Source organism: Phocaeicola massiliensis B84634 = Timone 84634 = DSM 17679 = JCM 13223 (assembly GCF_000382445.1).
GTDB lineage: Bacteria > Bacteroidota > Bacteroidia > Bacteroidales > Bacteroidaceae > Phocaeicola > Phocaeicola massiliensis.
Map to the genome: position 1 here is coordinate 2,384,869 of NZ_KB905472.1, position 17,006 is coordinate 2,401,874.

Genomic DNA, 17,006 nt, shown 5'->3' on the forward strand with positions numbered 1-17,006 from the left:
AAATTGTTTCTATTAGTGGAAGACTTCCGGTGTATGCCGGGAGCCTTTATTTTTTATAAGCAAGTGTCGTAAAAGAACGATAATATTCCATATAGGCCTTTAACACCTTAGGATGATCAAAACGATCAATAGCATAAGCCCTGCATTGCTCTTTTATGGAAAGATAGAATTTCTTGTCATCTAAGAGTCGAGACACACATTCATAAAGGGACTTCTCGTCACGCGGATTACATAGCAGACCATTCACTCCTTCCGACACTACATTTTTGCAACCGACAATACGCGAGGCTACCACCGGAACTCCCAAAGAGTTTGCTTCTACCAAAACCTGTCCAAACCCTTCCCGGTAGGAAGGCAACAGCAGTAACTTTGATGCTTTTATAAACGGACGTACATCCTTTTGTTTACCACATTCCACAATATAGTCCGATTCCTTAATCAATTGCTCGGTATAATCAGGCAATGCATCCAAATTATCTTCGCGACCACCTACCAACAGCAACTTCACCGGAAAACCCTCCTTGTGTAACCGCACTACTGTATTAACCATCTCTACCACTCCCTTATCACGAACCATACGTCCAATAAAGAGACAAGTCCAATCCTCATTTCCTATTCCGTATTGCATCCTTACAGCAGATTCATCCACAATATCAGGATTAAACCATTCTGTATCTATACCGTTAGCACTGCCATGCAAAATCACCTTCGACTTATTCAGTGAACAAATGCCATCCTCTGCCAACTGCTCCCGTACTCCATTGCTCACACATATCACCCTGTTGGCACAGAAACAAGAAATACGCTCCATTGTCATTAATAGTTTCCGCTTCATGCCCATACAACCCTGATAACGCAATCCGTGACACATATATATGCGTATGGGACGAAACGTAATCCACGCAGCAACCATTGCCAGCAACGATGCCTTGGGAGTATTGGCATGTACTATATAAGGGCGCTCTCTACTTAGTAGAAAAATCCACTTTAATAGCGACAGTAAGTCACTGAAAAGTGAAATTTCTCTTTCCATCTTCAATGCAGTACATCGAATGCCTTCCTGCTCGGCAAAAGCCGTCAGTCTTTTGTCCGGCGACGACACTGCACATACATCATACAACTCGTTCAATGCACTACACTGCCCTCTGAAAAATCCTAATGTAGCAGGAATAGTGGTAGTGATAAAGAAAGATTTCTTTCGATTGCACCAATCTTGTCGAATCGTCTTATTCATTTCTTTCTCTTATGCAAATATTCATACAATCTATGGGGCATCGCAGCCAATACCAAAGGACGCAAGCAGTACACATATGTCCACACAGGTAAACCTAACATTTTATAACCGATGTAACGCACATAAGCTTCATTCCTTCGCGTCAACCAATTTCTTCTGACGGTAGCATTCCTGTCATCACGCATTTCATAAATAGGTTCCTTGAGCATATATCCCTTATATCCGGCAGCGTACATCTTAAACCATAAATGGTAGTCCTCTACTCTTAAAAGCTTCTTATCCTCCGAATATCCCCCTACCGCTTCATAGGCTTCGCGTCGCACCAAGCAGGGCGCATGACAGAAAGGCGAACCCGCTATAAAACTCCGTTTGGTCACCTCACCATGACCTCTCCCCTTCATAAATACGCCATTCTCATCAAAGTAGAGCATCGGACCACTTACAATAGCGAACTCCGGATGTTCATCAAGGAAATTCACCTCCTGCTCAAAGCGGTGTGGAAGTGACCGATCATCTCCGTCCATACGAGCCACAAACTCAGTATCGGCATACTCCAAACAACGGTTTAATGTGGCATTCAATCCCATATTTTTCTCGTTCCGTATCACCTTATAACCAGGATGCGTTTCCGCCCACTTTTTTGCAACCTCTAACGTATTATCTTTTGACCCATCATCGCAAAGAATTACCTTAAACTTTTTATAAGTTTGAGCTTCTAAAGACTCCAACGCCTCTACCAAAGTATCTGCACAATTGTAGATGCCCATGATGATCGTGATGCGTGGTATATCATTCATTATATATGTCTTTTTAATATACGACTTATTTTCATTATCCATTTCTCACCAAATAAACCTATCAGCTTGTTTTTAAGTATATGTAAACGCCAACTGAAAGTATTATGGTCTATCCAAGAGCAGGAATAATGATGAATAGAAACTGTATTGTCTGTCAGAGTGATAATCCCCGTAGTTGAATCCATCGGGCAAAAGTAATCTACAGGATATATCGTCACGCCCGCCACCTGTTGCAACCGATGTTCTTCCACTAATCCATGTTTCCGAAGCAGAGCTGTGGTGTAATCCACCACCGTGCCGTCTTCCACCGCAAAATGCTCTTTCGCCTGATAAAACTCGAGCAATTCATGCAGCAGGCCAAGGCCCGGGGCAACCCCGAGGCCAAGGCCCGGAGCAACCCCAAGAGCAAGACCCGATTTTACACCTACTGCTTTTACAGTCGATACAGAACCTTCTTCCTGCAACTTAGTAGCCAAACTCTTCTCAAATGCCATAAAGTTTCCGGCAGCTACGATATGATCCATATTTCGGATAACTTCCACATCCGTATCAAAGTATAATCCTCCTTCGCGATAAAGCACCTCAAAACGTGCATAGTCACTTACAAATGCATATTTCTTTGCTTGATACGCCTCACTCACATAAGGACAACAATTCACATCGAAATTACTCTCATTCCACTCTTTTATCTCATATCCGGGCAAATACTTTTTCCATGATGCAATACATTTTTGTGCATCTTCGGGAAGGGGATTACCGCCAAACCAACAATAATGAATTATTTTAGGTATCATATTAAGCATAATAAATAAAAGCCATAAACAAGGTGAAAGCCAAATGTAGCAATACCACTTTTTTTCGTACCAACACCAATGGATGAGTTTCATCTCCAATGGCATAGCAAGGATAAACCAACAAAATCGGATATATGAACCACGACAAATAGGCAATACGATTAGTGAACTGCGCATACATGCAAAGCATCCATATTCCATTACAAGTTAAATATATATTTAGCATTGTATCATATAGTTTATCCTCCAGTTGATATTTAAACTTCACATAGTAACCCATAATAACAGGCATTGCACTATATATCACAAAGTCTAAACGGAAACCACTTTTTCCTCCCCAATCCTCGTTAGGATTCCAATTGAGATAAGCTGCACCCGACTCATCTGTCATCCCGGCAAACAGATTCTGAAAGAAAGAGACATGCCCGACAGCCATTAACAGACAGAACAGCCACCCATAGAAATACCATTTCTCGTTCTTAAAAATCAATGTCAGCAAATAAGCAGCTACCGGCATTTGCATGGAATGGTGAAAACCCAACGACAAAAGCAAAAACAAAATAGAAACCACAAGCTGTTTCCGATATGCCAATGCTACCAAAAATAAAGAAGCAGCTGCCCCTGCCTTAATACCATTCGTACCATACGAAAAGGTAGAAAATGCAGCCAAACAAACCAAGAATACAATTAATGTATTGGATGGAAACAACTTACGACAGGCAACAAACATACCTATAAAATAAATGGCAGCTATCAAGCCAAAGAAAAAGGTTGCATCAGGAAAAACACTTCCCATGTATTGATAGAGATTATCAAATAACAGATTTTCCGTATTCCAATCAAAGCCTTGCCAATCTCCTCCCCACCAATGGGCATAATTAACCATATCCACAAAAAGCCCTGATACAGGACGGAATCCTATAAAAAACACCATAAATAAGCATAGGAACAAGCTACCCAAACTCCCCTCTTTTTCGTTTAAACTTCTTAAACGCTGCACTTCCGACAGTGTCAAAACAGTAATAATCAGAAAGTAGATATATTTATATAAAAATGCGGGAATCATAATTTTCACTTATCATGTATCAACGAATAAATTTTCTCCACCTCTATTTCATTACCGAAATCATGTGTGTGAAGATGCGACACTATCTTATTTCTCAGCTCGCCGTTGTTTATAAAATCCACTATCCCCATAGCCGTCTGTACCTCATCAAGCGGCACAATCACTCCATCCACACCGTGTGTTATCTGGCTTTTGGCAGTGGGATAGTCAGTGATGACCACCGGCTTGCAAAGTATTTGCGCTTCACGAACAGTAACACTCTTTCCCTCATAGATACTGGGCTGCGCATAAATGTCGCATGCCTTGATATAGGGATAGGGATTGCTCTTCTTCCCCAACAGTTTCATGCGGTGGCGCATACCATACTTGTCAAGAGCTTCCTGAATTTCTCTGTCGGGGCCATAGCCAATCACGTACCACCGAAAATCTGCTCCCAACCGTTCCATCTCAGCGCAAATGTGTGGAATACCCTCTATTTTTTTGGGGGGAGAAAAGCGACCTATCGTGAGTATCTTCACCACGTCCGGTTCGTCGGGCATTTCTGCTTTCACCTCGTACAAATCTGCCTGCTGACGCACAAACAATGGCGAGAGAATATTTTCTATCAACACTATCTTATCCTTCAATTCAGGAAATGTCTGTACAAAAGCACGAATGCAATCATTACTGATGGAAACCACATAATCGAAAGCATTCCACACAGGTAACTCCAAATCATGATTTATATGGATGGTAGAATAATCAGTATGTATCCAGCATATCTTCTTTTTAGCCTTTACTTTATTGAGAACAATGTTGTGAGGCTGCAAAAAGCTTATCGCCAAATCATATTCACCCAAATGAGCCAAAGAAGGCAAAGCCCCTTCCACCGCATCTGCCACATACTGGAATACACTGGCATCATGTTGCCGCTGTTCGACAGTCAAAGTGTTAAGATATTGTTTGTGCTTATGCTTTGCCCATATACGGCGCAAAGCAATCCCCACATGTCCTTCCTTGACAATGGTAGTAATAGGACGCTCAATACAAGTATATTCCGAAATTTCGGGCAGCAAATTCACCCATTCAGGAATAAGTGGCATAAACTCACCGGTATGCTGATTGACAAACAGGTCTATATCTACTTTATCAGGATTGAGAGACGAGAGTAAACCCAGCAGAGCACGTTCTGCTCCTCCAATCTCCAAATAGTGAATATTAATAAATATTCGTTTCTTCATTTATGTTTTATTATTCTTTTCTTCGTACAGTATAACCAATGATGTATTGCGACAGTGGCAACCGGGATAGTAAATAAACAATTACAAACGACCCCATAAATGTGAGTACTATTATGATAAAAGTCTGTAAATAATAATTCTTTATCGAGTATATGAATGACCAGTTCCACAACAACGTGCGCATCACAAAGATATGAACCAAATAGATACCGAAAGACAGGTTACTGACCACCGTTAACGCTTTTGTTAATGAACTCAATCTCATACCAACAGTTGAAAAGAAACGTTTAATACAGCAAAACCAAGACGCTGTCAGAATAGCAACAGGAGCAGACAAATACCAAAAAGCAGTGTAAAAGTCAAGTCCCCATCCCAACAGTTTATTGAATAAAGGTAATGGCAATACGAACAAAGACACAGGAAGCAAGACTTTCAAAGGCAACATGTTTCTACTCAAATAATGCCCCAGTAGGAAATATCCCACATAACCTGAAAAATAGTACAACACTCCGGTATTGCCTGTATTACATTGTAACAGAAGCCCGATGTAAGGATACAGCAGCGTAACAAACCATAAGACTAAATAGAGTTCTATTTCATGCTTAGACGCCCGTCTTATCCAAGGAGAAAGAATAGGCACAAGCAAATACAATCCCATCAATGTATACATAAACCAAAGGATACCATGCCCCTGTGCGCTAAATGGTATTGACAATAAATTTAGTAAAATTGTTTTACCCCCCCCTATTTCCATTTGTCTGATATTCAACACTATATAAAACAACGAAAAGCACACCGTAGGACCTACTATCTTCCCTATCCGTTTAGCCAAATACGCTCTTGCCGTTATCCCTTCTCTACATGGTAGCAGTAAAGCTCCGCTTACCATAAAGAACAAAGGTACACAAGGGGCTGTCAAATAACTAGTGAACACAAGAAAGGACCCGTGAGTCATCGCTCCATCTCCGGATATAGGGGCATGCATGACAATAACCATCAAACAAGCTACTACACGAATAATATCAAGATACTCTAATCTCTTATTTATCATGTTATTTTCTAATTTTATTCAACACTTTAGCCACTGCTACTTTCCAATTGATAAATGTTACATTTTTAAAATAAAATACTTTTTCATTCAATGTCTCACATAGGTGAACAATAAAGCTGTTACTTGGTTGATTCCATTTTTCAAGTTCTTCAGCGTCAAATATTACTTTAGCTATTTCCCTGGATTCGCCCGCATTGTCTGTGATATGAATAGAATGTTTCTCACTTTGAAAACGTTGTCGTACCTTCTCTTTAAAAGCTATTATCTCAGCCAAACTATCAGCCTCAAAAAGGGCAAAAACGATCTGTTTGTTGGAAGCAAAGCAGTTTAAAGCCTTGTCGCGCGCACCGGCATACTGATTAGCTTCGTTACCCACCCATGACTGCTGTTCATAAACCTTGGCAATAAAATGTACAAATGATTCTAGACTAGTAGAAATAGCCTTGACATAACACAATGGATATTGCCTGGTTATCATTTCTAACGTTTCCTTCTTGGCTTCCATTCCACCCATACGAGGCCATAAACAAGCTATCAATACATTCGGCAACCAAAGCACCATTTCACCAGCTATGATGTCAGCGGTTTTCCGACTCAACCCTCGTTTCAAGAAATACTCATAATCAAAGCGTCCATTACTAGTCACTTGCTTAAACTTTACTATGCGCACTTGCTTATCAGCAAAAGCCAACGCGCAGAGGCGGTGTGCCCCATCAAGAATAATTCCGTTTTCATCAATAGGAATCAATGACTTATCCGGGTCGAATCCATTGACAGTTAAATCATCTATAAGCGCATCAAACGCATCAATAAAATCGTCATAACCATTTTTATCTTCACGTCCAGGTTCTTTCAAATCAGGATTAAAGGCTTTAATGTGTTGGTTGTAAACTTCACGTGCCATCACATTATCTGTTTGACGATGACGAATGTAGTAAAGTTTTGCAAAAAGATCAAACCGGCTGCCCACTAACAGTGACCTTGCCGGAACATCCTGCACTTCGTACTCTTTACATTCAAGATTATACAACTTTACAGTATGAGGCTGTAACAAACTGAAATTTATCTTCTGCATATCGTATGCTTTATTTTTACCAATAACGCTATCAAATTCACATACATTTCAAACTTCAAATGTGGTAATCGGTCAGCCCATGTGTAACAGCAAAGCGACTTATCGTGCATACAAAGACGCAACGGCACATAAAAATCCTTGCAATAAACATATTTATAACCCTGTCGGACCATGTAATTCTCCAATATATCTATCAATTTTTCTTCTGTTTGCAAACCTTTTCCCCACATTTCAGACAAACGCAACCGATATTCATCGCTCAATGCAGACTTCTGAAAGATAGCATGATATATTAACGAATAGAAATGATTTTCCTCATTCATCACATAAAAACATTCATGTGGAACACGCTGCTTCAATATCGCATCTTCCCACTCTTCGCAATAATACCCATCACCTACACTGCGTATATCCACACTCACTTGTCTGCCTTGATAAATAATGTAAAAATGTACATTATCCCCCATCTCTCCATACTGAGGTCTATATGGCTTAGCATGAATAGCTGATACAACTTTTTTTACATCACGGCAAAGCATATCAATATCACCATGACCAGCCATATAGATCTCATCCTCCAGCAGGTTATCATAGTTCCTCAATACCACATATTCACACCCTGCTTTATTCAAGCGGTCGAACATGTCGGCAATATGTGTATATTCCATTTTTTATTTCAGTATTTTCCTTATAATTTTATCAAGAATTGTACTACATTTATACATCAGCATACTTTTCATTATCATTTGTAACTTCCTTTTCTGCATACTATTCAGCAGAGCGTTTTCTTGTAAGTTACAGTCCGCTACGACGCAACGCAATCGAGCTATAGCTGTCTTTTTTTCGTCATTTTTCAAATAGCGGCATATCATCCACGAGTGATCAATGCAGGTCTGAGCCATTAGACGTTTATGACTATCTGCTAACACCGGATAGTACGTCAGCAAAAAATCAAGACGTTCGGCATATCCATCCAGTATATCAAGGTTCTTTAGCTTATACTGAAATGAAATGCTACCATCCCTTTGTTCGTAATACACCACCGGGGCATTTACAACAGTCACCTTACGAGCACTGTGCAAAATACGATGAAACCAATAGGTATCTTCAAACAACCGTCCTTTGGGAAAGAGATACTTCTGCGCCAACTCGCGCCTTATCAGTTTGCCCCAAGCGAAGTTTTGATAATATTTACCCTCGATAAGCAGTCGTAAAGCCTCTTCGCCCCCTTCTACGGTAAATGTCTGATAGGGCTGGTCATTAAATAATGTAACATGATCGGAATAGTTGTAATAAAAGTTACCACACACCACATCGCTCCCAAGCTCTTTCGCTGCTTCCATTTCCGCTCGCAAACCATCTTTTACCAAATAGTCATCACTGTCGAGATAGAATACATATTCACCGACAGCATGTGCCACGCCGTAGTTGCGGGCATCTGATAATCCTCCATTGGGCTTATGTAAAACCATCACATGAGATAACCTCTCGGCTATCTCATCGCACAAACGTCCACTACCATCGGTGCTACCGTCATCTACCAACAATACTTCATAGGTAATATTGTCACACTCAGCAATTACGCTGTCTATACAACGAACAAGGTAATCACGAACGTTATAAACGGGAATTACTACTGAAAGAAAGGTCATACTAACTGTATTTATTGTTTCAGATTAAATAAGTCGACTAAAACATATTCGCAACTAATACTTTGCAGTTTGCATTCAAGGTCTGTTATATACTCCCCTATTAATATGAAGCTTATATACGCTCAAACATCCATCAAACACTTAGATATAATCAAGTTACGAATTATATTTCGTTTAAGCCGTGATGCTACATACGCTGCATAACCTACACCAAATCAATATCTAAACAACATTATAACTAATTTTCTAAGCCAGTATCATCTCCATCACTTTCTTCGCTTCGGTGACGGATGTGGTATTCACCTCGCTACCAGCAGCTTGCGCCAAACGTTGTGCAAGAGCCTTATCCTTTATGAGACGCTCCACCCCATCGGCAATCTGCTGTGCTGTCATCTCTACGATAAGTCCGTTTTTTTCATTTTCCAACTGATTGAAAGCCGTAGGAAAATTAGTACACACAATGGCACGCCCCAATATTTTAGCCTCAGTAACAGTCAGACCAAACCCTTCATAACGTGAAGATTGAACATAAACATCCGCTGCTTGAATATAAGGATAAGGATTAGGTTGCATACCTACCAAACGTATTTCTTTATCTACTCCGCGCTCTTTTGCCAACCGTTCAATTTCCTGCCGGCTAGGACCGTCTCCCACAAAAAACCACTGGAATCTGTAACCTTTATTTTGTAGTATTTTCGATGCTTCAATACAAAGGTCTTGACCTTTATTTTGAAGCATCAAACGTGCCACTGTCACAATGGTCACCACATGTTTGTCGGGCACCTCACCCCCGAAAGGCTCACTACCTTGCCTGCGAATTAAATCTTGATTTAATATGTCATACACGCAATGAAGACGTTTTTTATCAACAAGCCCTATCTTGAGTATAATTTCATACAATGCATTGCTCACGGCAATCACTCCATCGTAACGGTCATAAAACCGTTTTACATAACCTAACCGAAACTTGGTTTTCGTTATATCTACATTAATCCAAGCATACTTCTTATCTGCACTCACCTTTTCCAACACATACCAACATGGAAATCCCTGCTGATAAGCAATAGCTACATCATAATGCTCTTTGTGCGGACGGATGGCAGTACTACAAGTCATCCACTCCATAGTAGGAGAGTTTAGCGGTTGATGGCGATACTTGTTCACCCGCAACAAGATTGAGAATGCCATGCGACAAAGACGCAACCATGCTTTTTGCAGCAATGTCTCTGCACCCGGTGTATAAGTTATCACCCTCACCTGTCTTGGCACGTAGCTCTCAAACACTCCGCCACGCCCCACAAGCATCAGTGTAACATCCACCTTGTCGTAGTTGAGCAACGGAAGCAGGCTGACTAAACTTTTCTCTGCCCCACCACATGTGAGGCTATCTATCATGAACAGAACTTTCTTTTTCATTTGGAATATATCGTTGCTTTCAATAATCGGTGATAAGCATAAGCCAGCAAGATACCCACTGGTAAATTGAGCAAAGCACATATCACTGCTTGCGCATCTAAGAGATAGGTGATAAACATTTAAGCAATCCCTTTACCCCTCCTGCTATTTCTCGAGCATTATATTCAACAACAGCATGCAAAGGAAGATAATCTTGTAACTGCTCAAATGCTCCTGTAAATGAAGTTGAAACAATGGGAAGATTAAAGATTTTCGCTTCAGCTAAAGTAATGCAAAATCCTTCGTGAGCAGAAGGTTGTACATAAATATCACAATGTTTCATCCAAGGATAAGGATTGGTTTGCAATCCGGCAAAGGTAACACGACTTTCCAATCCTAGTTTCATTACCTCCTCTTTACATCTCTTTACATCTGTACCCGTTCCGACAAAGCACCAATGTACATCTGCTCCACCATCCACCAGTTCTTTCAACGCATGGATAGCAGTTAACTGCCCTTTTTCGCTACTTATACGCCCCACCGTACAGATGATAATCTTTGCTTTTATATCTTGATAAGGATTGGGTATAGCATTAGCTAAAGACTCTATACTTTCCCTATCAATAATATTATAGACAATAGAAGTACGCTGAGCAAACATTGGAAATTGCAAATCAAAGTGACGCTTACCTTCTGCCGAAACCACATTTATTTTATGGAAAGCAGAATAAATATTTTTTACTACCTTTCGGTCAACCGGAAACCTATCTACATCAAAATGAACCCACGTCCATTTTTCTTTTGCCTTCACTTTCTTCGCTACAAAATTAGCGGTAAACGCTGTAGGTCCGGCATAATCAATGGCAAGATCGTATTCACCGGGATAATCACTCAGTAATGTTTGCACATAATTATGGAGAGGCTGATATGATCTCCGCACTTTAGTCTGTATAAATATCAACAGCAAACGTAAAGCCTGCAAAAATCGTCCTGATTTCATAGCATTTAAAGCGGATATATGAACAGGATTACGCACTAAGTTGCACACTCTCTTCCATTCTTCATGTTCCACTACCTTGACGTGCTTAGGCAAAAAAGCCAAATAGTCACCACACTTCTCCTGTAACAACAATGTCACATCACAACTTTCAGGCGGATATTGGGTCAGTTGTCCCAACAAAGCTTTTTCTACTCCGCCTACAGTCATCTTCAAAGCATATATAAAAATTTTCATTTAGGCATTTTACTTTTCAACACTGACTGCATCTTATTCCAAAAGAAAAGCCGTTCGTCCTGCGAAAGACCAAAAATGATACAACACCCCCCTGTCCACAAAACAGAGACAGGAACCATGATAAAGAATCGCACTCCTCCTTGCTCCATGAACTGCGCCAGAATAACAGGCAGAATAAATGAGGTAACAGAGACTATCAGGCAAGGATAAATGCAATCACGCAGATGTTGCTTCACTGAAAATGTCATCAAGCATTTGAGATCGTAAAAACGGACAAAATTAAGCAGAAAAAAAATAACAATATAGAAAAGGTAACCCGACCACACCGGAGCCCCCATACGATAGGCAATCCATGTCAACGGAAAAATCACTCCCATAAACAGCGTGACATGAATATTATATTGTTTCACTCTACCATCTGCCTGCACCAACTTAAATAGATTTTGTCCGGACGAGAAAGCTAAAGACTCAAACATAGCAAACCGTAGAAACAACGGAGCAAGCACAGGTACCTGCCCCAACCAAAGTTGCAATAAGGTTTCGGCTTCCATACAAACCGGAACGATGAAAATATACATCATCAGCCAAGTAAACTTGGTGCCTCTGTTTGCCAAAAGAATGGCATAAGCTTTATCACCCGCTGCATAGCTTTTGGTAATTTGTGGCGAAAATGCCATAGTAAAATTACCCACAAAACCCTGTACAACTCCGTTCACCGTCAATGCTACCGAACGGGAAGCATTATAAACTACGCCAAAAAATACATTGACCAGCATACTAACCCCTTGCGTAGAAAACACATAAGCACCATGGTTAAGCAGATTCCAACCGCTAAACACAGTGAGTTCGCGCAATAATCCCTTGTCAAACATCGTAGGACTGTAATGAGCCTCCTCGAAATGGCGCGCACAATACCATCCGTAGAACACACGCATCAGCAAAGCTACCGCCACTTGCAACAGTGCAAGCAATATCAATCTGTCACCACCATACATCATAATCAGAAAGCAGATAGCGAGTTTGAACGTAACATTCACAATGCTCATATATGCATAGATAGTCATATGCTCATGAGCCACTATTAAAGCACTAAAAGGAGTGCTGACAAGCGAAATCATCAGACTGATAATGGAGCAATGGAGCACCCAATTAGCCGCTATCATACGTCCTTCGGGAATGTTGGCTTCACTATTGAGAAACCAGACCCCTGCCACTTCAAGCACCACAGCTGCCAAGACTGCCATCACGATTTGCGCATTGATAGAAGTGGAGAACATCACTTGCAGCCGAGCACGATCGCCCTTACCCAGTGCATAAGTGATATACCGTCCGATAGCTGCCGACATAGTAGAAGTAATGAGTGAACTCATTGCCACTATCCCCCCTACCACTGCATTAATACCATAATTATCAACACCCAATGCCTGAAGCATCACACGACCGGTGTACAGTCCCACAATCATCGTTATGAATGTGCGAAAATACAAAGCAAGAGTATTTTTAGCTATACGTTTATTATTTTGAGATATATCGCTTGACATTTACTTCAATTATTGTTATTTTCTGATTTTCTCATTCAATAAATTCTGAAAGAAAATCAACGAATGAGTGTCGTTACCACGCAAAGTATACATGCCTGCCTCTTGCAGGGCTTCCGCTTTTCTCTGCACATGCTTACCATACATGCCTGCCAACGAAGGTATATTCAACTGAAATGCTACTCCTGCCTGCTGTAAAGCTTTATAATCTGCCATCTGCATATATTCGTAGCGTTCGGGATGTGCCAGCAACGGATGATAACCTTTCTCCTGAATATGCTTCAACATAGAAAGCAATCTCATAGGAGGATTGAAATAGGAGGTTTCCACCAACAGATAACGTTTTTCTTCGTGTAGAGGAAGAATATCGTCTGCCTCCAAACGCCGGACAAAAAGATTGTCCAGCATATATTCCGCTGCCAGTTCCAGCCGGATATTTCCCCGATAACTTTCGCACAACGTTCTGAAACGGGTCTTTAAAGCATCGGTGGTATTGGGAATATCTTCCATGATATGGGGGGTGAGCCATAGCTTACGAATGCCCTGCCGTTCCATCTCTTCCAAAATACGGAGAGACTCTTCGGCAGTGCGCACACCGTCGTCCACCCCCGGAAGGAGGTGGCTGTGACAATCGGTCATACCCTGCAGGATACCTTTAGAAGATACGGATATGTATCTGGAGAACGGCCACATAAAAAACTATTTACCGCTATGATAGTAAGAACCGTAGTGATAGCCGTAACGGTAACTGTAACGACCGTGGCTGCGTTCGGTTCCATTCAGAATCATGGCAAGATTCTTGAAACGCTTTTCGCGATAAATATTTTCCAGTTCGGAAAGCATGGAGCGTTCCAGTAAGCCGGCACGAACCACAAAGAGAGTACGGTCTGTCGCTTTCTCGATAATCTGTGTATCTGCCACAATGTCTATGGGAGGACAGTCCACAAAGATATAGTCATAGCTGGTGCGGAGCTGTGCAAGCAGTCCGGCAAACTTTCCGTTTTCCAACAACTCTGTGGGATTGGGAGGCACGGTACCTACCGGAATCATCTTCAGATTGGCATATTTATCGTGTGACACCAAAGTTTCTTCCCAATTGCCGATACGTCCGCTCAGGTAGTCACTCAGTCCCAGTTGGGGAGAGTTGATATAGGCAGAAAGGGAGCCGTGACGCAAATCGCCGTCAATAAGCAGTACTTTTTTCCCTTTGAGGGCAAAGCTGATTGCCATATTTGCCGACAGATAAGACTTTCCGCTGCCCGGATTGAACGATGTGACAGCAAATGCTGTAGCTTCCGGAGTATTGGATACCATAAAATCAAGATTGGAACGCAACACACGGAAGGCTTCGTTAATGACGTTCCGATTTCCTTCTTCCACCACAACGACACGCTTATTACGAAGCGGTTTCCGTCCGAAAATACTCTTCTTTTCACAACCGTACAAAGGAATTTCACCGACCAGCGGAAGACTCAGATGCTCCAAGTCCTTTCGTCCGCGCACCTTGCTGTTCATATTTTCTTTCAGAAAGATGACACCTGCAGGCACTGCCAGTCCAAGCGCAAAAGCCATCAGCAATATGTTCATTTTCTGCGGAGAAACCGGTGCCATGCTACCGCGGGGAGCAGTGATGACACGGGTGTTGTAAGCAGTGAATGCCTGTGAAAGTTCGTTTTCCTCACGTTTTTGAAGCAGGTAAAGATAAAGCTCCTCTTTTACTTTTTGCTGACGTTCCACACTGAGCAGGTATTTCGCCTGACTCGGATTGGAAGCCAACTGGCTGGTAGTGGTTACTTCCTGCTGACGGATGCTGCGTATCTGGGTATTCAGAGAAACTATCAGATTGTCTACCGACTGAATGATGGTGCGCTGCATACTCTGCAAAGAATTGGCAAGGTCTTTCACCAACGGATTCTTCTCGCTACTGTTGGCTATCAACCGGTTGCGGTTCAACACCATATTGTTATACTCGCTTATCTGATTCTCAATATTGGAATTGGCGATGCCCGAATTGGTAGGCAACGGCTGACTCAGACTCTTTTCTTTCAGCTCTTTCAGAATATACCGAGCAGTGGAAAGCTGGGTATTCAGCGTAAGCAGTTCTTTTTTGTTCTCTGCCGACTGAGCCATGTAAAGGCTGGATGCCGCCTGAACATCGGGTAACAAGTGTTCGCTTTTGAAGCTGGAAATATTCTCGTCCACATGTCCCAACTCGCTTTCGATTACACTCAGGCGGTCACCTATGAATTGAGAGGTACTGACGGCAATCTGGTTCTTGTCTTGTATCCATTTTTCGTTGTACACCTCTATCAGGGTATTCAGTATGTCTTCTGCCCTGGCTATGGATGTATCGTTGATGCTCAGATTAATGATGGTGGCTTCCTTGCTGCCCAATTCGACACGCAATGCATTAAGATAACGGTCGGCGGCACCATCTGCTTTGCCTATGGCATAACGGATGGAAGTGCCGATGCAGGCATCGCTATAGAATTTAGTAGGAGAAATGAACAAAGTTCCCGCTGCAGTCTGTATGGAGTCGCCCATCCTGCCGGCAAAGCTATTTTCCGATTCCACTCCGGCAACCTTCAGACCGGAAATGGTGAAGGCGTCCTTGGAATCAATCCGAATGGTGAAGCTGACCGGTTTTTCCATCACCTCACCAAATGTCACCGCCACGGGATTTGCCTTATATAAATCTACATTTTTAAGTCCTTTGCGCACAGTGTAAGTTTCGTTCAGCCTCAACCGGCGAACCACTTCGGTCATCAATGCGGGAGACTTTAACGTAAACAGCTCGTTATTGATATTGGTATTTGACCTGAATATACCCATATCGGAAAACTCGCTCATGGCTCCACCCGAAGAACCGCTTTTAGAATCGTCTTTTACCAAAATTGCCGCACTGCGGGTATAGATGGAAGGAGTGCTCATCAGACGTAGCACTGCCACAGACATGGTGACAAAGAGAGAAAGAACAAACCAGCGCCATTTGGGAACAAACAGTCCCCACAGGTCTTGTATCCGTATAAAATCGTCGGCAGGCTTGCCGGCGGCAGCTTTTTTTTCTATCATATATAATACAATGTAAAAGATTACTTAAATATCAACACGCCCAATGAAGTGAGGAAAGAAGCAATGGAAATCCACATCGAAACAGACTTCACACTGTTCTCGTTCAGAGTAGACTGTCCGGCACGCACCTTGTTGGGCTGTACATAAATCACATCATTCTGTTTCAGATAATAAACGGGAGAATTAAACACCTCTTTCGAACGAAGATCTGCCCAATGAGTGACACGCTCTCCGTTTTCTTCACGGATAACGAACACTGCATCACGCTTTCCGTAAATACTTAAATCACCTGCCATACTGATGGCTTCAAGCAAAGTGATTTGGTCTTTGGTAATGCTATATTTACCCGGTGACTTGACTTCGCCCAACACCGAGAAATAAAGGTTCATAAATTCAACCGTCACAACAGGGTCTTTTACCAAATTCTCGTCTATCAATTTCTGCTTCACCAAAGCGGCAATCTGACTCTTGGTCATACCGGCAATATGAAGTGTGCCCAATACGGGAAAGTCAATGTTTCCTTTGTCATCCAGCGTATAACCAGATACCTCTCCCCCACTGCTTACCCCTCCTGTTCCCACACGTGCCTGAGCCCTTGTCAGATTGAACAATGCCGCCAACTGCGGGTCCTTACTTGACACAAGAATGGAAATCTGGTCTTTGGGCTGCACGGTAATGTCTCGTGCGCCACTGATAACCTCAGGCTGATTTACATTGATGTCTTGAAAATAGAGAATCTCCTTGGAAGTGTTGCAGGACATCAACAACACTGCCATAAGAAGCATGCTTAAAAAATGTTTTTTCATAAATTATATATTCTGTACAGTTTTATTTCCTAGATAAAATTTAATTATCATTCAAAAAATGATAGTTCTATG

Annotated in this window: 15 protein-coding genes; all 15 read right to left on the reverse strand. The window is 41.8% G+C overall.

Translation table 11 applies throughout. The annotated features are described in order from the left end of the window. Positions 1-46: 46 nt before the first annotated feature. The 15 genes from HMPREF1534_RS08930 to HMPREF1534_RS08860 all read right to left on the reverse strand — a co-directional run bounded on the left by HMPREF1534_RS08930 (position 47) and on the right by HMPREF1534_RS08860 (position 16,934). On the reverse strand, positions 47-1,234 hold the full coding sequence (locus HMPREF1534_RS08930) for a glycosyltransferase (protein ID WP_005940593.1): 1,188 nt from the start codon (positions 1,232-1,234) through the stop codon (positions 47-49). Further along, a complete protein-coding gene (locus HMPREF1534_RS08925) occupies positions 1,231-2,031 on the reverse strand; it encodes a glycosyltransferase (RefSeq protein WP_005940596.1) in 801 nt (266 codons plus the stop codon). The genes HMPREF1534_RS08930 and HMPREF1534_RS08925 overlap by 4 nt, the downstream gene beginning before the upstream one ends. Further along, positions 2,031-2,834, reverse strand: a complete 804-nt coding sequence (locus tag HMPREF1534_RS08920; RefSeq protein ID WP_005940598.1) for a glycosyltransferase family 32 protein — start codon at positions 2,832-2,834, stop codon at positions 2,031-2,033. The genes HMPREF1534_RS08925 and HMPREF1534_RS08920 overlap by 1 nt, the downstream gene beginning before the upstream one ends. Then, on the reverse strand, positions 2,827-3,891 hold the full coding sequence (locus tag HMPREF1534_RS08915; protein ID WP_005940602.1) for an EpsG family protein: 1,065 nt from the start codon (positions 3,889-3,891) through the stop codon (positions 2,827-2,829). Before HMPREF1534_RS08915 ends, HMPREF1534_RS08920 begins: the two co-directional genes overlap by 8 nt. Before the next feature lie 5 nt (positions 3,892-3,896). Then, positions 3,897-5,111, reverse strand: coding sequence for a glycosyltransferase (locus HMPREF1534_RS08910; protein WP_005940605.1), 1,215 nt, complete (start codon positions 5,109-5,111; stop codon positions 3,897-3,899). 10 nt (positions 5,112-5,121) lie between these two features. Next, positions 5,122-6,162: an acyltransferase gene (locus HMPREF1534_RS08905; protein WP_005940607.1), complete on the reverse strand. Its 1,041-nt coding sequence runs from the start codon at positions 6,160-6,162 to the stop codon at positions 5,122-5,124. Position 6,163: 1 nt separating this feature from the next. Continuing rightward, positions 6,164-7,237: a ParB N-terminal domain-containing protein gene (locus HMPREF1534_RS08900; RefSeq protein ID WP_005940610.1), complete on the reverse strand. Its 1,074-nt coding sequence runs from the start codon at positions 7,235-7,237 to the stop codon at positions 6,164-6,166. Then, complete coding sequence (locus tag HMPREF1534_RS08895; RefSeq protein ID WP_005940614.1) at positions 7,225-7,905, reverse strand: hypothetical protein; 681 nt, start codon at positions 7,903-7,905, stop codon at positions 7,225-7,227. Before HMPREF1534_RS08895 ends, HMPREF1534_RS08900 begins: the two co-directional genes overlap by 13 nt. A gap of 3 nt (positions 7,906-7,908) precedes the next feature. Continuing rightward, positions 7,909-8,889: a glycosyltransferase family 2 protein gene (locus HMPREF1534_RS08890; RefSeq protein ID WP_005940617.1), complete on the reverse strand. Its 981-nt coding sequence runs from the start codon at positions 8,887-8,889 to the stop codon at positions 7,909-7,911. 246 nt (positions 8,890-9,135) lie between these two features. Then, positions 9,136-10,305, reverse strand: a complete 1,170-nt coding sequence (locus HMPREF1534_RS08885; RefSeq protein WP_018452374.1) for a glycosyltransferase — start codon at positions 10,303-10,305, stop codon at positions 9,136-9,138. Positions 10,306-10,402: 97 nt separating this feature from the next. Then, positions 10,403-11,518: a glycosyltransferase gene (locus HMPREF1534_RS08880; RefSeq protein WP_005940623.1), complete on the reverse strand. Its 1,116-nt coding sequence runs from the start codon at positions 11,516-11,518 to the stop codon at positions 10,403-10,405. Next, complete coding sequence (locus tag HMPREF1534_RS08875; RefSeq protein WP_005940626.1) at positions 11,515-13,059, reverse strand: MATE family efflux transporter; 1,545 nt, start codon at positions 13,057-13,059, stop codon at positions 11,515-11,517. Before HMPREF1534_RS08875 ends, HMPREF1534_RS08880 begins: the two co-directional genes overlap by 4 nt. 15 nt (positions 13,060-13,074) lie before the next feature. Next, the gene (locus HMPREF1534_RS08870) at positions 13,075-13,749 is read right to left on the reverse strand and encodes a tyrosine-protein phosphatase (RefSeq protein WP_018452372.1); all 675 of its coding nucleotides are present in this window, start codon (positions 13,747-13,749) and stop codon (positions 13,075-13,077) included. 6 nt (positions 13,750-13,755) lie between these two features. Next, complete coding sequence (locus HMPREF1534_RS08865) at positions 13,756-16,128, reverse strand: GumC family protein (RefSeq protein WP_005940631.1); 2,373 nt, start codon at positions 16,126-16,128, stop codon at positions 13,756-13,758. 20 nt (positions 16,129-16,148) lie between these two features. Next, positions 16,149-16,934 (reverse strand): polysaccharide biosynthesis/export family protein, encoded by a 786-nt coding sequence (locus tag HMPREF1534_RS08860; RefSeq protein ID WP_018452371.1) that lies wholly within the window; start codon positions 16,932-16,934, stop codon positions 16,149-16,151. Positions 16,935-17,006 lie beyond the last annotated feature (72 nt).